The following is a 21,582-nucleotide window of genomic DNA, read 5'->3' as shown; positions in this document are numbered from 1 at the left end:
CCGATCGAGCAGCCTCACCCGTGCCGCAGGCCGATCGTCAACGCCAGGGCCACGGGTATCACCGTGAGAAAGAGGAATGCCGCCACGGTCCAGGAGATCCACACGGGTTGGCGCCAGCCCGCACGATGACCGCCGGCGGCGGTGACCATGCAGACGAATCCGATGAGGATGCACAGGAACATCCAGATCATCGCGGTGGTGCTCATCCGGTGGTGTCCTCCCTCTGACGGACCCGGCGGGACCCGTCGTCGTCATCGTCGTGGCCATGGGCGTTGCCATCGGCGTTGCCATCGTCGTTGCCATCGTCGTCGTCATGGCCGCCGGCACCGGCCGGTGGGCCGACCAGCGGTTCCCCAGGATCGGCGAGCACCCCGGCCAGGGGGTCCGGCCCCTCGGGTGTGCCCTGGTGCGCCAGCCGGACCAGGTCCAGGTGCGGCCGGTAGATCTCGCGGATCACCACCACGCAGACGGCCACCACCAGCAGGTCGCGCACCAGCACGAGCGGGTGGAACGTCTCCGCCCCGATCCCCTTCTCGGCGACCCCGTGGAAATAGGACATGTGTGCCACCCACAGCAGGGCGTCGACGACCATCCACGGCACCAGCAGCTTGGCCCGCGGCACCGCCAGTACCGCGAGCGGGACCAGCCACAGCGAGTACTGCGGGCTCCACACCTTGTTGGTGAGCAGGAAGACCGCCACGATGAGGAACGCCAACTGGGCGATCCGCGGGGTGGTGGACGCGGTGAGGCCGATCACCAGAACGGCCACGCAGCCCAGGGCGAACAGAGCAAGGGACACGGCGTTAAGTGTGGCGGGGGCCTCGCCCGCGGCGCGTCCGGCGTCGAAACCCTCCCAGCCCGTCAGGGTCTGTATGACGGCGTAGATGCTCTCGGGGTTGGCGGGCCTGTCCGAGTTGAGCCGGAAGAACTCCCTCCAGCCCTCCGGGAACGGGATCATGACGGGCAGGTTCACCGCCAGCCACGCCGCCACCGCGGCGGCGACCGCCTTGCCCAACTCGACGAATCGTCGCCGCCGGAGTGCCACCACCAGCAAGGCCCCGAACAGGAACAACGGATAGAGTTTGGCCGCCACGCCGAGCCCCAGGACGACGCCCGCCCACACCGGTCTGCTGCGCGCCCACAGCAACAACGCCACGGACGCGAACGCGACCGCCATCAGGTCGTAGTTGGTGAAGGCCTGGAAGATGATCAGCGGGCTGGCCGCCATGAGCAGCGTGTCCCACGGCCTGCGCCCGGCCGACAGGTAGGTGGCCCACACGGCGACCATCCACAGGAACGCCAGGATCACGCAACCGAGCACGAAGTACTTGACCACCTCGATGGGGCCACCGGGGGCGAGGGAGTGCCAGGCCTGCGCGGCCTGGGCGGTGACGTACTGGAACATCCCGGACAGCACCGGGTACTCCATGTAGCGGGCGCCGCCGTCGTCGTCCACCCACATGTACCGGTAGGGCAGCTCGCCCGCGGCCAGGCCCTGGACCGCGTAGAGCGGGAGCGGATCGGCGTAGCAGGCCTTGTAGTACTGCTGCCCGGTCCAGTTGAGCCCCGGCGCGGACCCGTCGGTGGGGGTGGTGGTGACCAGGCAGGCGGCCTTGGAGAAGAACCCGAGGGACAGGAACAGCACCGCGAACAGCATGATCACGCGCAGTGGTGTCCAGAACCGCTGCCGTCCCACGACCGCGTGCCTGCCGACCGGGCCACCCCACGCGTCCAGGACCGTCCTGCCGGCCCCGTCACCAGGTCGTACCCGGTCCTGCGGGCTCAGCGAGCGGGGGTCCTCGTCCAGCGGCAGCGGGGAGTGGTGGCCGTTGCTCTGCACGACCACACCCTAGTGCACGGTATCCGGGTCAGGCCCCGCCGTCTCCCGCGTCACCGGCTCCATCGCCCGTACCTCCGCCGTTGCCTCCCCCGCCCGGGACCGGGGCCGGAGCGGGCGCGGGGGCCGGGGCGGGAGCGGGAGCCGGGACGGGAGCTCCGGCACCCGGGATCACGATCTCCGGCAGCCCCGGCACGTTGAGCGTGAGCGGACCCGGGGCCCCGGGCGCAGGCGCGGGCTCCACCGGGGCGGGCTCGGCGCTGGGTTGCGGGGTGTTCTGCTGGGTGCCGGCGGTGCCCCCGGTGTTCCCGGTCCCCGATCCGGCCGACTCCCACTGGGACGCGCCGGCCTGGCCGCCGATGTACCCGGGAGCCGGGAAGCTCTCCCAGTCCGTGCCGGACAGGGCGCCGTCCATCGCGGACTTCCAGATGTCCGCGGGGAGCCCGGACCCGTACATCGTGCCGCCCCATGCGTTGAGCAGGGGCTGGTTGTCGTCGGTCCCCACCCACACCGCGGTGGCGATGGACGGGGTGTAACCCACGAACCAGGCGTCCTTGTTGTAGCCGGTGTCGCCGAGCTGGGTGGTGCCGGACTTGGCGGCGGAGGGACGGCCTCCGGCAAGCGACTTGCCGTTGGAGTACGCGGCGATCGGCTCCATCGCGGAGGTGAGGTTGTTGGCCACGTCGGCGTCGACCACCCGCTCCCCCTCGGGCTCCGTGTTGTCCAGCAGGACCTCGCCGTCGGCCGTCTCGACCTTCTCGATGAAGTGGGTGGGCCGGTGCACGCCCTCGGCCGCGAACGTGGCCAGGCCGGTGGCCATGTCGCGCACCCGGATCGGGTACTGGCCCAGGATCAGGCCGTCATAGGGGTCCTCGCCCTGCTCGGTGAGCGTCTCCCAGGGCAGACCGGGGATCTCCTTGGCGACGCCCGCGCGGTGGGCCATGTCCCGGACGTCGTTGGCCCCGTTGTCGAGCATCCTCTGCAGGCGGATGAACGAGGTGTTGAGGGACATCTTGAGCGCCAGCGACACCGAGCACGACCCGCAGGACTGACCGTCGACGTTGGTGACGGTGACGTTTCCGGTGGTCACCGGCGCCGAGGAGATCTGGGTGCCCAACCCGATGCCCTGCTCGAGGGCGGCGGCCACGCCGAAGATCTTGAAGGTCGAGCCGGTCTGCAGCGGGGCGTTGGCGTAGTCCCATCCCTCGGCGTCCTCTCCGCCGTAGTAGCCGATCACGCCGCCCGTGCGGGGGTTGATCGAGACCACCGCGGTGCGGTTCTCCGGCCGCTCGCCCTGCATGTTGCTGCGGGCGGCCTGGACCACCGCCTCCTGGGTCGCGGGGTCGATCGTGGTGGTGATCCTGAGCCCGCGGGTGTTGAGCATCTGCTCGTCGAGGCCGGCCATCGCGAGCTCCGCCAACACCTGGCGCCTGATGGCACCGTTGGTGGGGTCGCCCACGTTCTGGTCCACCGCCTGGGGATCCTCCACGACCTGGGGGAACACCGCGGCGCCACGCTGCTGGGCGTCGATGGCCCCCATGTCCCGCATGCCGTCCATGACGTAGTTCCAGCGGTTCTCGGAGGCGACGGCGTTGTTGAGCGGGTCCAGGGCCGAGGGGGACTGGATGACACCGGCGAGCAGCGCGCCCTCCTCGACGGTGAGGTTCTCGACCGGCTTGTTGAAGTACGCGGTGGACGCGGCGGCGATCCCGTAGGCACCACGGCCGAAGTAGATGGTGTTGAGGTAGGCCCCGAGGATCTGGTCCTTGGACCATTCGTTGGTCATCTTGGCCGCGATGATGATCTCCTGGGCCTTGCGCTCGTAGGTGGGAGCGTCACCGACCATGGTGTTCTTGACGTACTGCTGGGTGATGGTCGAGCCACCGCCGGCGCTCGCCTCGCCGGTGATCTGCCCGATCACCGCGCGCCCGATGCCCGTGGGGTCGTACCCCTCGTTGGTGTAGAAGCTGCGGTCCTCCGCGGCGATCACGGCGTTGCGCACGTGCACGGGGATCGCGTCGACCTCCACCAGGGTCCGGTTGCCCTCCGGTGGGACGATGCGCCCGATCATGGTCGAACCGTCGTTGGTGTAGATCTCGGAGATCTGGTTGGTGGCCACGCTGCCCGGGCGGGGGATCTCGGTGCGGTTGTAGACCACCCCGACGATCACGAGCGGGATCACCAGGAGGACGACGACGACGAGGATCAGCGTCGTCCAGGCCGGGTGGCGTCGAAACCAGCCGCGCCGGTGCGCGGAGTCGTCCCGACCCCCGTCGGATCCCCCACGCGTCCTGTCACTCTGCGACATCTTCCACCCTCCTGCGAACAGCTACGACCGACACGGGCGACCCCCGCTGACGGTGCATGGGGTCCATTGTGTACGAAATCGCGCTCCACCCGGAATCCAGTGCACCCGGGTACGGCGCCCGGCGGGGCTCACAGAGCGCGCCCGGCGATGGTCACGGAGCGTGATCAGCGGTGGCGGCGTAGCTCCCTGACGGCCCGACGGACGCGCCTGCCCTCCCCCGAGGCGAGACCCACCTCATACGACTCCACAAGGTGGTTCCACGAGCAACTGCGGCACACCTCCACCACGTGGACGGTGAACGCGTCGTGGGTCAGCGCCAGCTGTTCGATCTCGTCCGCGCTCCGCGCCGAACCGGAGGCGGTACCCAGGTCGTCGCCGAACACCCACGACACCTCGGTGAGGTTCTCCTTGCGGCACACCGGGCATACGGTCTCGGTCTCCACGCCGTGGAAACCGGCCGCACGCAGCAGATAGACATCCGCGTCGCACACCTCCCGCAGTGCCGAGACGCCCTCGCGGAGATCCGCCAACACCCCTCGGCGCCGCAGGGCGAAGTCCACCACCCGTCGACGCCTGAGCGCCTCTCGGCCGGTGGGGTCCTCCGGCCCCGGCGGGGGGCCGGGTCGCCGGTAGCGGGAGTCGGCCTGGTCCACGGGGCCAGCCTACGACCCCGGCGCGGTCCCGGTATGCGTCCGGGGCGAGTAAGGGGCGAGTCCGGTATGAGTCCGGAGCGGGTGTCCAGGGTGTGGGTCCCCGGGGTGGGTCCCCGGTGTGGTTCAGGGTGAGTGTCGTCCGATGTCGCGAATAGGTATATCGGGCCGATACATCAGAGGGTGTACTCTCGGTGACCGTCGCGGAAACCCGCAGGCATGAGGTGTCGAGGTGAGGGGGTGGAGTGCTCGATCTGGCGATCCTGGGGCTGCTCGACGAGCGCCCCATGCACGGATACGAACTGCGCAAGCGCCTCTCCGAGATGCTGGGGACGGTGCGCACCGTGTCCTTCGGTTCGCTCTACCCCACTCTGCGTCGCCTCCGGCACCAGGGGGACATCGTCGAGGACGCCACGGCCGCCACCGCCACGCGCCCACCGGCCACCGCACGGCGCGGTCGCAAGACCTACCGCATCACCCCCGGCGGCAAGGCGACGTTGGCCGCCCTGCTCGACTCGCCCGGGGCCTCCTCGTTCACCGACGACGGCTTCGGCGTCCACCTGGCCTTCTTCGACCGCACCCCCGGCCCCGCCCGGGTGCGGCTCCTGGAGGGCAGGCGGCGCGTCCTCGAGGAGCGCCGCGAGGGCCAACGGGACGCGGCGACACGCGCCGGCCCGTCCGAACTGCGCTACGCCCGGCAGCTCACCCTGCTCGGCCTGGAGACCAGCGAGCGCGAGCTGCGCTGGATCAACGAACTCATCCGGACAGAGAACCCATCACAAGGAGAACCCCAATGACCGACCAGAAGGTGCGCGTCGCGATCGTCGGCGTCGGAAACTGCGCGTCCTCGCTCGTGCAGGGCGTCGAGTACTACAAGGACGCGGCGATCGACCAGACCGTCCCGGGCCTGATGCACGTCAAGTTCGGCGACTACCACGTCCGGGACGTCGAGTTCGTCGCCGCGTTCGACGTCGACGGCAAGAAGGTCGGCATGGACCTCGCGGAGGCGATCACCGCCTCTCAGAACAACACCCTCGCGCTCTGCGACGTGCCGCCGACCGGGATCAGCGTCCAGCGCGGACCCACCCTCGACGGCCTGGGCAAGTACTACCGGCAGACCATCGAGGAGTCCGACGCCGAGCCGGTGGACGTGGTGCAGGCCCTTCGGGACGCCGAGGTCGACGTGGTGGTCAGCTACCTGCCGGTGGGCTCCGAGGAGGCCGACAAGTTCTACGCCCAGTGCTGCATCGACGCCGGTGTCGCCTTTGTCAACGCCCTTCCCGTCTTCATCGCCTCCGACCCCGAGTGGGCGGAGAAGTTCCGCTCCGCCGGCGTACCGATCGTCGGTGACGACATCAAGTCGCAGGTCGGCGCCACCATCACCCACCGCGTGATGGCCAAGCTGTTCGAGGACCGCGGTGTCGCGCTGGACCGCACCTACCAGCTCAACGTGGGCGGCAACATGGACTTCAAGAATATGCTCGAGCGCGAGCGCCTGGAGTCCAAGAAGGTCTCCAAGACCCAGGCCGTGACCTCCAACCTCGAGGGCTCCCTCGCCGGCAAGATCCACGACCGCAACGTGCACATCGGCCCCTCCGACTACGTGGAGTGGCTCGACGACCGCAAGTGGGCGTACGTTCGGCTCGAGGGACGCGCCTTCGGCGACGCGCCCATCAACCTGGAGTACAAGCTCGAGGTGTGGGACTCGCCCAACTCGGCCGGCATCATCATCGACGCCGTCCGGGCGGCCAAGATCGCCAAGGACCGCGGCATCGGCGGGCCGATCCTGCCGGCGTCGGCGTACCTCATGAAGTCCCCGCCGGAGCAGATGGCCGACGACAAGGCCCGCGCCGAACTCGAGGCCTTCATCATCGGGGCCTGACACAGCAGGAAGAACAGGAACGCATGACTCCCACCGCGACGGATCGCCCATTCTCGACCACCGGACGTCGCCGTGTCCCGGCCGCCCTCGCACTCGCGACGGCGGCCGGAGTCGCACTCACCGGCTGTTCGGGCACGGAGGAGGTCGCAGCCCCCGCCTCGCCGACCTCGCAGGTGACCACGTCGTCGTCGTCGGCTCCCCCGTCCCCGTCGCCCGTGGCGGAGACCGTCGATCCCGTCCCCGCGGCCACGGTGCCCGCGGCCCCCGCCGCACCGGTGTCGCCGGGTTCGACCCAACTACCCGCGAACGTCGTGGGCGCCGGCGGCCCCTGCCACCTGGTCGGCGAACTGGCCCAGGCGGAGGACGGCTCACCCCTGTTCTGCCTGGAGGATCCGGGCGGGGCCGGCCCGCTGTGGCTGCCGCAGCCGGAGGGGACGGGCCCCGACGGCACCGGCCCCGCCCTGCTCGACCGGCCCTGTATGCAGGAGGGCCTGGCGGTGACCACGCCGGAGGGCACCGTGCTGACCTGCCGCCTCACCGGGGGCGGCGACGTTCCCGGCGGACTGTACTGGCAGCGCTAGGGGTCTAGCGGTTGCAGGGGCCCCGGTCCGGGGATTGACTGCTCACATCATTCGATCCCCGACCGCTCTCATCCGACGACCCCCACCGGAGGCCCCGATGACCCAGACACGGTTAGCGCATATCGAGGTCGACGACGGCGTCTACGCGCCGCAGGCCGACTCGTGGCTGCTCTGCGAGGCGCTCGATCAGGCCGACCTGGTCACCGGCAAGCGGGTCCTCGACATCTGTACAGGAAGCGGGATCCTCGCCGTCGAGACCGCACTGCGCGGTGCGCGGGAGGTCGTCGCCTTTGACATCTCCCCCGCCGCCGTCGCGTGCGCGACACGCAACGCCGAACGAGCCGGGGTGCGGGTGGACGCGCGCGTGGGAACACTCGCCGACGCCCGACTGGCCGGGCCGTTCGACGTGGTGGTGTCGAACCCGCCCTACGTCCCCTCGGACACGCCGCTGAGCGGGACCGGACCCAACCGCGCCTGGGACGCCGGCGCCGACGGGCGGGTGGTCCTGGATGAGTTGTGCGACCTCGCGCCCGACCTCGTGGCCCCGGGCGGGAGCATGCTCATCGTGCATTCCGAGTTCTCCGACCCGCCCCAGACCATCGCCCGGCTTGAGCGGGCCGGGTTCGACGCCCGCGAGGTCGCGAGTCAGGTCGTGGAGTTCGGTCCGGTGATGCTCCGATACGCCGCGCGGCTCGAGGCCGCCGGCCTGCTCGAGCCCGGACGGCGGGTGGAGGAACTGGTGGTGATCCGTGTCGACCGGAGGTAATCGCGATGCGCGGGTGGTCCGGATCGTCCCCGGCGGCCCCATGTTGGTAGAGGGGCCGGTCGACCTGGTCACCGACGACGGCGCCCGTGTCTGCTCCGACCGCTTCATGGTGGCCGTGTGCACCTGCCGGCGCAGCAAGACCTACCCGCTGTGTGACACCAGCCATCGTCGCAAGATCCGGGCCACGTCTACCGAATCCCCTGCCGACACCTCAGCCGGCGCCGACGACTGAGCCTGCGACCACGACCGAGCCGGCGACCACAACTGAGCCTGGGCCGGGTCGTGCCCTCACCGTTCCGCCGCTCACCTCCCCCCTTTCCGCATCCGCTCCCCTCGATGAACGCGCGCCTGCCCCTCTGTGCGCGCCAGAGTGCATCGCGGCGGGCGGCTGGGTGTCAGGCGTACAGGCGCGCGAGCGGATGCCCAGTGGGGTGTGCAGGCGCGCGAGCGGATGCCGCGCGGAGGGGCGCGAGGCGGTGCAGCGGCGGCGGTGTGAGCGGGAAACGAACGCTGCGTCAGGGCAGCAGCGAGGACTCCCCGCGGCCCCACGCGGCGAGCATCTCACCTGCCGCCACCTCGTCGAGGTGGTCCAGAGCACGCATCCCGAACACCACGTCCGCCGCGAGATGCGGCTCCCGGTTCACCAGATCCCCCACGACGTCGTGGCGCATCACCTGCTCGTGGACCGCGTCGGCCTCCACGTGTTCGGCGTAGAAGTGCACGCACTCCTCCGGCGCCCCCAGCCTGCGCAGGCCTGCGACCAATCGCGCGGACCCGGGGGACGAGGTGATCTCGATGGCGGCGAAATGCCCGATCGCGGCGCCGCGGAGGGACCGGTGCAACCCGAAGAGTGACATCAGGTTGACGGTCGACAGCGTCGCCGCCGACACCCGGTCGAGGTACCCCAGGTAACCGGGGTCCAGATCCGCGGCGCGCATGAGATCGGCCCAGAGCTGCTGGTGGACCCGCTCCCCGTGCCCGCCGCCGAACTCGTCGAACTCCACGGCGACGAACGAGGCCTTGGCCTGTCCCTCCAGCCTCGGGATGGCGAACGCGTGGGGATCGCCCTCCTTCAGGTGATAGAGCGACCGGTGGGCGAAGTACTCGCGCAGCTGGTCCCAGGTGCCCTCGTCCTTGAAGTACCAGGACGGGCCCGTTCCGGAGGTCGCCTCGACGGACAGTGCGTCCATCTCGGCCACGGGATCGTCACCCGGCTCGACCGCTCCCCGGAGGTGATCGAGGAACAGGGTCTCCAGCGCGCGCCGGAGGCGCAGGAGTTCGGGGTCCCACTCCAGGTCGGAGTCCACGCCCGCGAAGCCCCGGTAGTGGAGCTCATAGAGCGTGTAGAGCGCGAGCTGGAGGTCGCGACCCATCGGATCTGTGTCCGCCGAGACGTCCGGGAGCCCATCAGTCCGGCCCGTCGCCAGCGCGGTGACCACGGCCTCCGAGAGCGGCCCGCTGCCGACGGGCAGAGCGGGGGCGGAGGCCGGGGACGCGATCTGGGTCGGGGCGGCTGTCATGTGACTTGTCTACCCTCTCGGGCAGTCATCCTCCACCGTGGACGTCCCCCCGGCGCCGTTCGTGGAGCCCTCGGAGTTCCCGGAGCCCGGGGTTCCCGGAGTCCTCGGAGTTCTCGCACTCGATCCGCTGGCGCTCCCGCTGCTCCCGACGCTCGCCGGCTCGACGCTGGTAGTCGTCGAACATCGTGCGGCGTTCGTGCCACCGGAGATTGTAGGTGGCCGCGCGGACCACGTCCTCGTCGTCGAAGTTCGACCCCAGCGCGCCGGCGAACGCCCCGAGGCAGGTGGACAGCCACGCCAGGTGGAAGTAATCCGAAACACTGACGGGCCGCCCGAGCTGGGTCTCGAGGTAGCCGGCGTCCAACACCACGATGGCCAGCACGAACATCGCCACCAGCAGGCCGAGGAACATGATTCCCACACCGACGCCGACCGTCAGCACGGTGGCCGCGTTGTCCATCCGCCGATGACCCGGTCCGAATTCGTCATCGGAACGGGTCCACATCCCGTTGCGCAGAATCAGCCAAGACACCAGCGTGAGGACACCCAGCACGCCGATCAGCAGCAACCGCATCGGATGTAGTGCCACCGCCAGGGAGGCGATGCTGCCGTAGAAGACGCCGAAGGCGCCGGTGCCCGCCCCGGCGGCGACGACACCGGCCAATCCTGTCACCATCCGGGTGGGCCTGTTGTTGAGCACCATCCCTCCGAGTAGCCGGATCCTGCTCATCGCCCCGCTGCACGTGGCGGGGGGAAGATCGTCCGATCCGGACGGGCCGACACCGTCCCGGCGAGTGCCCGCCCTCACCAGGCGACGAAGGAGCGCCCTGACCTTCGCCCTCACCCGGACCACGCCGAGCACCGGAAGACACACCAGCGCGGCGGCAGTGGAGCCGCTGACGTCGTACAACACCGGGTCCCCGCCGGATCGGCTCGGCAGATCAGTCAGGTAGACGACGAAATCCCACGAGTGCTGCTGCAACAGACGGGGTGCGTGCTCGGTGAGTCGGACCTCGCCGTCCGGACCGAGCGGAAGTGTTTCCCGGGCGACCTCGACCCGCCACCTCCCCCCGAGCTCGCGGGTCAGATCGTCGGCGAGGTCGTCCGCGATCGCGGCCGCCACCCTGTCGGGCGCACCGGGGTCCGCCATGAGTCCGACGGTCGAGTACGTCCCCTCGTCACTCTGCTCGCGCTCACTCACTCCTGATACTCCCCGCCGTCACTCCCCGCGGTGAAGCCGCGCGAACGCGTCGAAGATCCGGGCACCGTGGGGCAGTGCCGCCTCGTCCAGGACGAACCCGGGGTGGTGCAGGTCGGTCTCCTCGGACTCCCCGTCCCACACCCCCAACCGCAGGTAGACGCCGGGGATCTCCTCGGTGTACCAGGCGAAGTCCTCGCCGCCGCTGGACTGCACAGCCGTCCCCACCCCGTCCGGTCCGAGTACCTTCTCGACGGCGGACGCCGCGAGGTCGGCGCAGGCCTGGTCGTTGACCACCGGTGGCACGCCCTGGACGTACTCCACCTCGGCGCGGACCCCGTACGTCGCGGCGATCGACTCGACGGCCCCGCGGACGACGGGTTCCGCCGTGGCCCAGACGTCGCGGTCGGCGCTGCGCAGGGTGCCCCACAGTTGACCGGAGTCGGGGATGACGTTGGGCGCCGTTCCCCCGGCCTTGACCGAGGCCCAGGTCAGGACCGTGCCCGAGCGCGGGTCGATGGTCCGGTCCACCACGGCGGTCACCCCCGTGATGATCTGCGCCAGCGCGAAGACCGTGTCCTGGGTCTCGTGCGGACGGGCCGTGTGGCCTCCGTTCGAGTGCACCGTGATTCCGATCTTGGCGTTGGACGACGTGATGGCGCCGCCCGTCACCCCCACCTCGCCGACGCGCCGGTGCGGATCGCAGTGCAGCGCGAGGATGCGGTCCACGCCTTCGACCACGCCCTCCTCGACACACTCCTTGGCGCCGCCCGGCATGGTCTCCTCGGCCGGCTGGAAGATCAGGCGCACGGGGCGCGGCGGCGGGTCGGCGACCAGCATCTCGGCCGCGCCCAGCAGCATCGCCGTGTGGCCGTCGTGTCCACACGTGTGGGCCACCCCGTCGACCTCCGAGGCGAAGGACTCGCCGGAGTCCTCGCTCATCGCGAGCGCGTCGATGTCCGCGCGCAGGGCCACGACGTCCGTCTCGGTGGCGCCCTCGGCGGCCGGGACATCGCACCACAGGCCGGTGCCGATCCGGAACCGCTGCGGTCGCAGCCCCATCGACCGGAGCTCTCCCTCGATGTAGTCGGTGGTCTCGGTCTCCTCGTAGGACAACTCCGGGTGGGCGTGGATGTGGCGCCGCCACCCGATCAGTCGTCCCTCGAACCCGCCCGCGTCGGCGGTGTCACTCTTCTTTCGTCCGAACACCGAACACCTCCTGACAGAAGTCCACCACCCGGTCCCCGAGCAGCTGCCTGTTGGCCAATTTCACGAACTCGTGACCCTCGTCCTCGAAGAGCAACACGTCCACCGGTACACCGCGGCGTCGCAAGGCCTCCACCGCCTGCTCCGTCTCGCTGAGCGGCACGTTGGTGTCGTGAGCGCCGTGGACGAAGAGCACGGGCACGTCCACGTGGTGGTACAGGTGCAGAGGCGAGGCCTCCCTGAGCAGTTCACGCTCCTGAAGTGGGTTGCCGTACTTGGGGTACGCGGCGGCGGCGATCCACGGCTCAGTGGTGCGATAAAAGGTCTGCAGATCACTCATGCCGCACGCCGCGATGCCCCCGCGCCATCGCCCCGGATGCCGCACCAGGGTCGCGTTGACCAGGTACCCGCCGTACGAGCGGCCGGACACCACCGCCCGGTCCGGGTCGGCGATGCCCTCCTCGACGAGATGCAGCAGCGCGTCCTCGACGTCGTCGATGCCCGCGAAGCGGCCGTAGCGATCGTCGGCGTGGCTGAAGAAGCGTCCGGACCCCGTGGATCCGCGCACGTTGGGCGCGAAGTAGGTCACGCCGATGTCGAGGTATCGGCGCGCGAGGTCGTTGTACCCCGGCCGGGACTGTCCCTCGGGCCCACCGTGGAGGTGGACGACCGTGGGGGTCGGTTCGTCGGCGGGATCCGCGCGGTACAGCCAGCCCGACAGTTCCAGACCGTCCCGGGCCGCGAAGTGGACCAGGAGCGGCGCCGGATCCGGTTGCCTCGGCGGCTCCCCCGTCCACCTCCGTCGCTCCACGTCGTACATGACGATGCGCGGCGGCTGATCGAGGCTCTGCACAGTGAGCGCCAGCAGACGGCCGTCGGCGGTGAGCGTGGGCGAGGTCGCGACCACCTCGGGGAGCGGAGGTCGGGCGATCGTCCGGGGACGACTCTTGCGCAGGTCCAACACCTCCAGCTCGGACAGCCCGCCCCGCACGTTCCACAGCAGCACCGCCGTCGAGCGGTCCAGACTCACCTCCACCCGGTCCAGGTCCGCATCCTCCCGGTACGCCACCGTCCAGGACTCGGTGCTCTCCTCGTCCGCCTCCACGGCGAGCAGACCCATGCGCTCCGCGGAGTGGTCGCTGCGCACGAGCATCTTCATCGGCCGGTTCTCGCCCCCCGCGTCGAGGATCACGCCGGCGTCGGTGGTCGACCCGGTGTCGACGGGCAGGAGCGGCCACCACCGGCCGTCCGGGACGATTCGGAGCAACTCGCGGTGACCGCGGGCACCCACCCGGAACAGAGCCGCCCCGTCCCGGGCGTGAACGAGAGCGCCCCCCATCCGGCGGTCGACCACGGTGCTCTCACCCGTCTCCGGGTCCACCAGCCTGCCCTCGGCCATCCCCTCGGAGTCGAAGGCGGTCAGGGCCAGCAGATCGCCGTCCCAGCAGACGATCTGCTCGGTGGCGTCGTCGTGGGTGTCGATCGGGTAGACGTCCCGGTCCGCGGGGTCGGTCGTGACCAGCCAGATCCGTTCGCGCTCACCACCGTCGGGGGCCACCTCGCAGGCCAGCCACCTGCCGTTGGGCGAGTACGCGACGCGTCGGACCGGTCCGTTGACGGGCAGGACGACATCGCGCTCCGGCCCGGCGCCATCCAGGCCGCCGAGGCCGAGCGGCCGTTGGACCGCCCGCGGGTAACCGGTGCGCTCGGTGACCACGCACGCCAGCATCGACCCGTCCGGGGACAGGCACGGCGAGGAGGTGTGCCGGATCTCCCCCGGCCCCCCGGCGGCGTCGTCGGGCGGGCCGGCCGTATCCAGCGATTCCGCTTCCTCGGTGATCTCGGTCGTGTCATGCACGGTGGATCCAGGTGTCCTTTCCCCCGCCCCCGCTCGAGGCGTTGACGACCATCGTGCCCGCCGGGGCCACGCGTGTCAGTGCGACGGGCGGGGCGGAGGCGAGGATCTCACCCGAGGCGCCGCTGCGGAGCATGACGAACGCCCGCATGTCGACGTGCCTGCGCTGGAGTTCGTGACCGTTGAACGTCGGCAGTGTGGACAGGGACTGGACCTCCTGGGCGACGAATCTCTCACCGTGCCGCCGCAACTCGTCCCGCCGCTCGTCGAGCTCGCGGGGAGAGCACTCCGGGCCCACGGTGATGCCGGAGCCCCCGTACCCGTCGATCGGTTTGACCACCAGCTCTCCCAGGCGGTCGAGAACCTGCCTGCGCTGCTCGGGGTCCGAACAGACATACGTGTCGACCTGGCCGATGAGGGGCTTCTCGCCCAGATAGAAGTCGATGATCTGCGGCACGCGGGCGTAGATCGCCTTGTCGTCCGCGGCGCCGTTCCCGGGTGCGTTCACCAGGGCCACGCCGCCCTCCGCCATCGCGCTCAGGAGTCCGCGCCGCAGAACCGTGCCGTCCGCGCCCGCCGACGACAGCAGCATCTCCTCGTCCATACGGACGTAGAGCACGTCGACGGCGGCGCGGTCGTCACCGTCGGCACGCCAGAGGCGGCCGTCGTCGACCGTCAACTGGTCGGGGGTGACGATCTCGCCGCCGATCGCCGTGGCGGCGTTATTGAGGTCGAAGGCCTCGCGCTCGTCCTCGGCGATCACCACCGCGAGGGCGGGATCGTCGACGCCGTCCGGTGCGGCCGCACGCAGGGTCTCCGACAGCATCTCCAGGCCGACCCGGGGATCGTGGACCTCGGACCGCGCACCGAACTCGGGGAAGCCCTCACTGATCCGGTCGCGCAGGGCCACCGCCATGGCAAGACCGCCCGCCATCCGCAGGTTGTCCTCGAGGACGACCCACTCCCCTGGCGCCGTGGAGACCAGGTCGACGCCGCACACCGGCGCGTGCAACCTCCCCTCCGGGACCGATCGGCCGGTGGGCCGGAAGCCCGGGGCGCGATCGAGGGCCTCGGCGGGGACGATTCCGGCGCGGATGATCTCGCCGGGACCGTAGATGTCCCGGAGGAACAGCTCCATCGCCCGGGCCCGTTGTTCTATTCCCGCCGAGATCCGGGACCACTGGTCGGCCGGGATGACTCGCGGCACCGCGTCCAGCGGGAACACCTGCGGCTCGTCCCTGCCGTAGACCTTCAGCGTCACGCCGAGGTCGCGCAGCGTGTCGTCGACCTTCTCCTTGCGGTCGCACAGGGTCTCGGGGCCCAGGTCGGACACGGCCTTGAGCACGTCCACGTACTCGGGGCGTGGAACGCCGTCCTCGGTGATCGCCTCGTCGTGCACCTCCTCGGTGACGGCCTCTCCCAGCGGCGAGTAGGCGGCGAGCATGGACCGCATGTCACGGTCGTCCGCCACGTCGCGCGGCCGGATCCGGTCGACGGTCTCCGCCAGCAGGACCGCCACCACGTCACCGCGCCGACCCCGACGGCGGTGGGCGGCGCGTTGGCGTGCCGCCGAGGTACCGGCCCCGCGGATGCCGTCGAGGAGGTCGTGGACCAGGTCGGACTCGCCACCGGCGCGCAGCTGCTCGGCCACCTCCTCCACCAGGTCGGTGAGGAGCTCGGAGGCGGGGCGCGGCAGACCGGTGGTCACGTCCACCAGATCGCCCTCCATCCCCGATCGCGCGGCCCGCCAGCACGCCGCGTCGAGGACCGCCGGCGAGGGGTCCTCCCACGCGTCGTCGGCGTTCCGTCCCGAGAGGATGCGGTCGACCGTCGCGCGGAACAGGGCGGCGACGACGACGAGGGTGTCCACCGTGCTGCAGGAATCGCACACCCCCAGTTCCACGCCCGACCCGTCCCGGGAGGGCCGGATGTCGACCTCGATCGACTCCCGGCCCACCACCACACCGGTGTCGAGCAGCTCGTCCTCCGCCGCCTGCACCCCGTCGGCGGTGTCGGTGGCGACGGCCGTGACGTGCGCGGGCGACCACCGTGCCTCGAAGGTGCGCGTGGAGGCGTACCCGGAGTCCGAGCCATCCGCCCAGTAGGGCGAACTGGCGGCCATCGCCAGCAACACGGGTGCGACGGTGACGGCACGTCGCGCGACGTACTGGGCCTCGTCCGCATCCGCGACCTGGACCACCACCCGGAATCGCGCCGCCGCCCGGGTCTGCGATTCGCGGCCCGGAGCGGGGTGGGGTTCCTCGGGGGTGGGGTCGAACTCGACCCCCGGGGAGGCGAGCGATCCCGCCGCCACCACCCCGGTCCGGATCCCGCGTCCCGCCCTGGCCAGTCGCGATCGGGTCCCGCGGAGCGCCTCTCCGAGCTCGGCGAGTCCGGTGTGGGCGCCGACATCCGACACGAGGAGCGCGCCGTGCCGGGCGGAGACGAGCCGGGCGCCGTCGATCTCACCGGCCGGGCCACCGCCCCGGCCGCCCCCGTCCGTCTCGTCGGCGGCCTCGAGCACCTGCGGTGCGCGTCGTACCGGTCGCCGTGTCCGCAGATCGACGAGGTGGAGTTCCTCTTCGATCCTGATCCATCGTTGTCCGTCGGTCATCGGGGACACGGTAGGGGAACCGGTCCGGGTCCGCACCCGCGCCGAGGGGCGCCCGGGGTCAGCGCATGATCCACGTGTCCTTGCCGCCGCCCCCGCGCGAGGAGTTGACGATCAACGATCCGGCGGGCGCCACCCGGGTGAGACCGGCCGGGACCGCGTGCGCCGTCGTCCGGCCCCCCTCGCGCCGCAGGTGCGCGAAAGCACGCAGATCGACGTGTCGGCGCTGCATGTGGGTGCCGTCGAAGGTCGGCAGTGTGGACAGGGCCACCACCTCCTGGGCGATGAAGCCCTCGGGGCGGGTGAGCAGCTCCTCGCGTCGTGCCGCGAGCTCCGCATCGGAGCTCTCGGGCCCGATGGTGATCCCCAGTCCCCCGTACCCGTCGATCGGCTTGACCACCAGCTCCCCCAGCCGGTCCAGTACCAGGTCGCGTTGGGTGCGGTCCGCACACAGATAGGTCGGGACCTGGTCGAGGACCGGGGTCTCTCCCAGGTAGAAGTCGATCATCGCCGGAACCGAGGCGTAGACGGCCTTGTCGTCCGCCACCCCGTTCCCGAGGGCGTTGGCCAGCGTCAACCGCCCTCCGGCCAGGGCGTCCAGCAGACCGTCCCGGAGGGGCTCGCCGTCGAGTCCCGGTGAGCTGAGCAGCATGTCCTCGTCGATCCGCGCGTACACCACGTCGACCCTGACCAGCTCGTCCCCGGCTCTGCGGTGCAGGATCCCGTCGCGGAAGACCACCTCGTCGGGAGTGACGAGGGGCAGGCCGGTCCGGTCGGCGATGAGGCGGTGCTCGAACCACGCCGAGTCCGCGGGACCGGACGACATCACCACCACGTTCGGGGTGTCACCCGCCGCCGGTGGGGCCGCGGCGTACAGGGTCTCGCGGATCATGGGGAACGCCTGGTCGGGGGAGTGGAGATCGAACCCGTCCACCAGATCTCCGAACAGGGTCGCCGTCATCTCGCGGTGGGCGGTGGAGAAGGCGATGCCCGAGGGAACGCGGACGTTGTCCTCGAGAACCAGCCAGCGACCGTCGTCAGCGCACACCAGGTCGATGCCGCAGATATGGGCCCGGACCCGGCCCGCCCCCGGTGCCTGCCCGGTGCCGGTCCGGAACCCCGGCGCGCGGTCCAGGGCCTCGGGGGTGAGGTGCCCGGCCGCCACGAACTCCTGCTCGCCGTAGACGTCCTCGAGGAACGCGTCGAGGGCTCGGGCGCGCTGCTCGATCCCCGCGGCGAGCCTCTCCCAGACCTCTGCGGTGATGATCCGGGGGACGAAGTCCATCGGGAACGCGTGGGGCCGTTCCTGGCCGGTGACCCGGAACGTGACCCCGGCGGCCGAGGCCTCCTGTTCCGCCCTCACCTGCCGGGCGCGGAGCCTCACGGTGCCGATCCTCTGCAGGGCGGTCAGGACCGGGTCGTACGGGGCCCGCGGTCGCCCGCCCACCTCGACCGCCTCGTCCCAGCTCGGATCCGAGTCGAGTCCCTCGATGGGCAGGTAGACACCGAACAGCCTCGCGTGCGCGTCGGGCACCGGCGACCGGGAGCCGCTGGTGCCGCCGGTCTCCACCACGAGCAGGTCCACGATGTCCTGGACGTGGCCGCGGCGACGCAGCGTCTGTCGCTGACGGAACGCGCTGCTGCCGTTGTACAGGGCGTCGTGGACCAGCTCCCGCACCATGTCCAGGTCACCCGTGGCCTCGAGCTGCTCGGTCAGGGAGTCGACCAGATCGGTGATGACGTCGGCCGCGGGACGTGGCCGGACGCTGACCGGATCCACGAGGGAGCCCTCGAGCCCGGAACGCGCGGCGCGCCACAGTGCCGCCCGGAGCCTGGTCTCCACCGGTGCGGCGGGCTCCGCACCCTGGGCCAGGGCGGCGGCCTCGCGTTGGACCAGCGCGCGGAACAGCGCGGCCACGAGCACCGTGGCGTCGGCGGAGGGGCAGGCGTCGCACACCAGGATCTCCACCGAGCGCCCGTCCGCGCCCGGCTGGATCCCGAAACCCACCATCGAGCGGTCGTTGATGACCCCGCTGCCCACGAGGTCGTCGACGAGTGCGTGATAGTCCTGCGCCGAGCAGACGCCCGCCACCGGCGCGGTGGTCGGCCACTGCGAGGCGGAGACCGAGCGGCAGCTGGCGTACCCGGAGTCCGATCCGTCGCGGAGATAGGGCGAGCTCGCGGTCAGTGCGAGGAATACGGGCAGGTGCGGAGCGATCCGGCACGCCAGGGCGACCGCCTCGTCGGTGTCCTCGGCGTCCACCCTGATCCGGGTTCCGCAGTAGATCTGGCCCCGGGCCAGGAACTCGTAGTCGGCCAGCAGTCGCCGCATCTGTGGGCTCTCGTCCACCGGGGACGACCCCGGGGGGACGAGCGGCACCGCACCCGCGGCGGCGACGGTGAGTCCGCGGGGCTCCCCACTTCGGCGAAGCCCCTCGCGTACCGCGAGGAGCCCGGAGCGGAGGGCGGAGGCGGTGTGAGCCGGACGGGTGCGCGTCCGGATCACGCAGTTCCGTACCTCCTCGGCGACCACGTCGCCGGGCCGGTGGGCCAGTAGTTCCGACGCCCTGGGCGCCAGCTCCCGACTCTCCGTGTCGAGGACCTGGAGGTCCTCCTCGATCACCGCGGACCTGAACTCGGCTTCCATGAAGGAAATGTAGTGCGGGGAGACGGCGTACACACCCGGTCCGGGTGTGGGGTCGGTCTCAGCGGGCCTTCCAGACGGGTGTCCGCTTCTCCGCGAACGCCCTCGGGCCCTCCGCGGCGTCCTCCGACGTCATGACGGTGATCATCTCCGTGTCACTGACCTTCCATCGCCCGTCCTCCTCGGGGCGGGTCCCGTCGATGATCCCCAGCGCGATGCGCTTACTGGCCTGCACGGCCAGCGGGGCGTTGGCGGCGATCACCCCGGCCAACCCGAGGGCCGAGTCGATCAGGTCGCCGGCCGGGACCACGCGGTTGATCAGGTGCAGGTCCAGGGCCCGCTCGGCGGTGACCGGTTCCCCGGTGAGGATCATCTCCATGGCCACCCGGTGAGGGACCTGGGCCGGCAGCCGGAACGCTCCGCCCGCGGCCGCGACGAGGCCGCGCCTGACCTCCGGCAACCCGAAGACCGCGTGGTCGGCGGCCACCACGAGATCGCACGCCAGCGCGATCTCGCACCCACCACCCAGCGCGGTGCCGTTGACCGCGGCGATCACCGGCACCGAAACGGGGTGCTGCATCATCCCCGCGAACCCCCACTCGCGGTTCTCCGCGGGGAAGATGTCCTCTCCCCGGGAGAGCGCCTTGAGGTCCGCACCCGCGCAGAACGACTGCTCACCCGATCCTGTGATCACCACCACCCTGATCTCCGGGTCCGTGTCGGCCTCGTGCAGAGCCCGGCCCAGCAGGGTGCTCACCTCGCCGTTGACGGCGTTGCGCGCCTCGGGGCGGTCGAGGGTGACGAGCAGAACGTGATCGCGGCGCTCGGTGCGGACGGCGGGCCGGGTCTCGGAGGAGGTCATGAGGTCAGTCTGACCGGACGCGCGAACCACCGGGGGTTTTTCCGCGTTCGTTCGATATATTTGATTTCGATTCACGGCCGGGCCCTCCGGCCAGTCCTCTTCACCGGAGATGGGGTGTCGGAGATGGCCGCAACGCGACTCGCGCAGCGCCCACAGCTGTCCGAGGAGGTCGCCGACCACGTGCGGACCCGGATCATGAGCGGCGAGGTGCGCCCCGGGGACTTCATCCGGTTGGACGAGACCGCAGCCGCCCTCGGGGTGAGCGTGACCCCGGTGCGCGAGGCCCTCCTCACGCTCCGCGGAGAGGGGCTGGTGGACCTCGTGCCCCGACGCGGGTACCTGGTCTCCCCGATGAGCAGGCGGGACGTCGAGGACATCTTCTGGCTGCAGGCGGAGCTGTCCAGGCGGATCGTCGACCGGGCGATCACGCGGTTCGACGAGGCGGCCCTCGGGCAGCACGCCCGCCTGGTGGAGGAGTTCGAGGCGGCGGCCGCGGCGGGTGACCCGGACCGCGTGGTGAGTGCGCAGTATGCGCTCCACCGCTCGATCAACCGGGCGTCCCGATCGGACAAACTGTCGCGCTTCCTCAACAACGCCGCCCGCTACATGCCCTACCGCCTCTACGCGGATGATCCCGCCTGGCGGGCGGACGCACTCATCGACAACCGGCGGATGCTCGAGGCGCTGCGCACCGGGGATGTGGAGACGGCCCATGCGGTGATCGACGCGGAGTTCAGCAACGGGGCCGATCTGCTCATCGCCCATCTCCAGCGCGCCGGTGTGTGGGACGAGGACCGCGACGGTGACGGGGTGACGGACGGTGACGACAACCGGGTCGAGAGCATCACATCAACCCCGCTGATTCACGGGCCGGTGTGACTGCTGCTGTCGGGTGACGGCGGGCTTGTTTTCGCGTAAGGGCGTGCGGGGGTGCCGGCTGGCGCTGCCGGTGGGCGGGTCTCCGGGTGGTGATGTCGAGGGCGGGCAGGTGAGATCAGGCTGGTTTGGGGATCGCGGCGATCTTGTTGAACACGGCGACGATGGCGGTGGCCCAGGGCCACGTTTCGGGGATCTTCACCCGGCGCCGCCGGCCGCTACGGGTCAGCCGGGCTGCGACGTGCAGGAAGCGGTAGCGCAGCGCTTTGGGCTCGCACAAGGCCAGAACCGCAGCCTCGCCGGTACAGGCCAGCATCCGTGTCCACGCCACCAGATCTGCGGCGAGCATCACCGCCACCAACCAGGCCTGGTTGAGCGCGAACTCGCGTGAGGGCAGACGGCCAAGACCGGTGTCCTTGGCGTGTCGGATCCGGTCCTCGACCCGGGCGTGAGCCCGATGCCTGGCTTCGAGGAATTGCAGCTGGCCGGTGGCGGTGTTGGTGACGAATGCTTGGTAGCGCCACCCGTCGATCTCCTCGAACATCGACAGTTGGGCGCCGGGGTGGGGTCGTTCGCGGCGGACGATGACCCGCATCCCGTCTGGCCACTTGGCGAGCATCCCGGGAGCGAGAAATCCGGTCAGCTCGGCAACCTCGGCCCCGTCCCGGATGTCACCGGAGGGATTGAGCGCCGGCCCCCACGCAGCCTCTGGGCAGATCGTGATGGCCCGGCGTAGCGGGGCGGTGATGGAGAACCCGACCGAGTACTCCACCCGTCGACCACGGA

The 21,582-nt window shown here is 70.8% G+C and carries 18 protein-coding genes; 6 read left to right on the top strand and 12 right to left on the bottom strand.

The window, feature by feature from the left end; genetic code table 11:
- Window positions 1-14 precede the first annotated feature (14 nt).
- From CEY15_RS16395 to CEY15_RS16380, 4 genes are all read right to left on the bottom strand, one after another.
- A complete protein-coding gene (locus tag CEY15_RS16395; RefSeq protein WP_017835239.1) occupies window positions 15-206 on the bottom strand; it encodes a hypothetical protein in 192 nt (63 codons plus the stop codon).
- Window positions 203-1,840, bottom strand: a complete 1,638-nt coding sequence (locus CEY15_RS16390; RefSeq protein ID WP_245847678.1) for a glycosyltransferase family 87 protein — start codon at window positions 1,838-1,840, stop codon at window positions 203-205. Before CEY15_RS16390 ends, CEY15_RS16395 begins: the two co-directional genes overlap by 4 nt.
- Window positions 1,841-1,868: 28 nt before the next feature.
- The gene (locus CEY15_RS16385) at window positions 1,869-4,145 is read right to left on the bottom strand and encodes a transglycosylase domain-containing protein (RefSeq protein WP_095719324.1); all 2,277 of its coding nucleotides are present in this window, start codon (window positions 4,143-4,145) and stop codon (window positions 1,869-1,871) included.
- A 164-nt stretch (window positions 4,146-4,309) separates the two neighbouring features.
- On the bottom strand, window positions 4,310-4,708 hold the full coding sequence (locus CEY15_RS16380; protein ID WP_176475163.1) for a DUF5318 family protein: 399 nt from the start codon (window positions 4,706-4,708) through the stop codon (window positions 4,310-4,312).
- Window positions 4,709-5,040: 332 nt separating this feature from the next.
- On the opposite strand from CEY15_RS16380, the gene CEY15_RS16375 reads away from it, so the two are divergent.
- The 5 genes from CEY15_RS16375 to CEY15_RS16355 all read left to right on the top strand — a co-directional run bounded on the left by CEY15_RS16375 (window position 5,041) and on the right by CEY15_RS16355 (window position 8,256).
- Entirely contained in the window at window positions 5,041-5,592 is a 552-nt protein-coding gene (locus tag CEY15_RS16375; RefSeq protein WP_095719322.1) for a PadR family transcriptional regulator, read from the top strand.
- Window positions 5,589-6,677: an inositol-3-phosphate synthase gene (locus tag CEY15_RS16370; protein WP_017835234.1), complete on the top strand. Its 1,089-nt coding sequence runs from the start codon at window positions 5,589-5,591 to the stop codon at window positions 6,675-6,677. Before CEY15_RS16375 ends, CEY15_RS16370 begins: the two co-directional genes overlap by 4 nt.
- 23 nt (window positions 6,678-6,700) lie before the next feature.
- Window positions 6,701-7,258 carry a hypothetical protein gene (locus CEY15_RS18550; RefSeq protein ID WP_095719321.1) on the top strand — a complete coding sequence of 186 codons (558 nt, stop codon included), beginning with the start codon at window positions 6,701-6,703 and terminating at the stop codon, window positions 7,256-7,258.
- Between the two features lie 97 nt (window positions 7,259-7,355).
- A complete protein-coding gene (locus CEY15_RS16360) occupies window positions 7,356-8,024 on the top strand; it encodes a HemK2/MTQ2 family protein methyltransferase (RefSeq protein WP_095719320.1) in 669 nt (222 codons plus the stop codon).
- A 40-nt stretch (window positions 8,025-8,064) separates the two neighbouring features.
- Complete coding sequence (locus CEY15_RS16355) at window positions 8,065-8,256, top strand: CDGSH iron-sulfur domain-containing protein (RefSeq protein WP_042328707.1); 192 nt, start codon at window positions 8,065-8,067, stop codon at window positions 8,254-8,256.
- A gap of 283 nt (window positions 8,257-8,539) precedes the next feature.
- On the opposite strand, the gene CEY15_RS16350 is transcribed toward CEY15_RS16355, so the two are convergent.
- The 7 genes from CEY15_RS16350 to CEY15_RS16320 are packed head-to-tail and all read right to left on the bottom strand — an operon-like array spanning window position 8,540 to window position 19,920.
- Entirely contained in the window at window positions 8,540-9,544 is a 1,005-nt protein-coding gene (locus CEY15_RS16350) for an iron-containing redox enzyme family protein (RefSeq protein WP_176475161.1), read from the bottom strand.
- Window positions 9,545-9,569: 25 nt separating this feature from the next.
- Window positions 9,570-10,745, bottom strand: coding sequence for a hypothetical protein (locus CEY15_RS16345; protein WP_245847677.1), 1,176 nt, complete (start codon window positions 10,743-10,745; stop codon window positions 9,570-9,572).
- Between the two features lie 18 nt (window positions 10,746-10,763).
- Window positions 10,764-11,951 carry a M20 family metallopeptidase gene (locus CEY15_RS16340; protein WP_095719319.1) on the bottom strand — a complete coding sequence of 396 codons (1,188 nt, stop codon included), beginning with the start codon at window positions 11,949-11,951 and terminating at the stop codon, window positions 10,764-10,766.
- Window positions 11,929-13,806, bottom strand: a complete 1,878-nt coding sequence (locus tag CEY15_RS16335) for an alpha/beta hydrolase family protein (protein ID WP_095719318.1) — start codon at window positions 13,804-13,806, stop codon at window positions 11,929-11,931. Before CEY15_RS16335 ends, CEY15_RS16340 begins: the two co-directional genes overlap by 23 nt.
- Window positions 13,799-16,417, bottom strand: a complete 2,619-nt coding sequence (locus CEY15_RS16330) for a carboxylate--amine ligase/circularly permuted type 2 ATP-grasp protein (RefSeq protein ID WP_095719317.1) — start codon at window positions 16,415-16,417, stop codon at window positions 13,799-13,801. The genes CEY15_RS16335 and CEY15_RS16330 overlap by 8 nt, the downstream gene beginning before the upstream one ends.
- A 58-nt stretch (window positions 16,418-16,475) precedes the next feature.
- Window positions 16,476-19,061, bottom strand: a complete 2,586-nt coding sequence (locus CEY15_RS16325) for a carboxylate--amine ligase/circularly permuted type 2 ATP-grasp protein (RefSeq protein ID WP_176475160.1) — start codon at window positions 19,059-19,061, stop codon at window positions 16,476-16,478.
- A 58-nt stretch (window positions 19,062-19,119) separates the two neighbouring features.
- A complete protein-coding gene (locus tag CEY15_RS16320) occupies window positions 19,120-19,920 on the bottom strand; it encodes a crotonase/enoyl-CoA hydratase family protein (protein WP_031264374.1) in 801 nt (266 codons plus the stop codon).
- A gap of 123 nt (window positions 19,921-20,043) precedes the next feature.
- Here CEY15_RS16320 and CEY15_RS16315 point away from each other — a divergent pair, with 123 nt between their 5' ends.
- Complete coding sequence (locus CEY15_RS16315) at window positions 20,044-20,799, top strand: GntR family transcriptional regulator (RefSeq protein ID WP_428844204.1); 756 nt, start codon at window positions 20,044-20,046, stop codon at window positions 20,797-20,799.
- Window positions 20,800-20,914: 115 nt separating this feature from the next.
- On the opposite strand, the gene CEY15_RS16310 is transcribed toward CEY15_RS16315, so the two are convergent.
- Window positions 20,915-21,582: transposase (locus CEY15_RS16310; RefSeq protein ID WP_141244289.1), on the bottom strand; the 668-nt coding region annotated here is incomplete at its 5' end.

This window comes from Dietzia natronolimnaea (assembly GCF_002289575.1).
GTDB lineage: Bacteria > Actinomycetota > Actinomycetes > Mycobacteriales > Mycobacteriaceae > Dietzia > Dietzia natronolimnaea_A.
The sequence above is the reverse complement of the archived record's forward strand: the minus strand, read 5'-3'. Positions and strand labels throughout refer to the sequence as shown.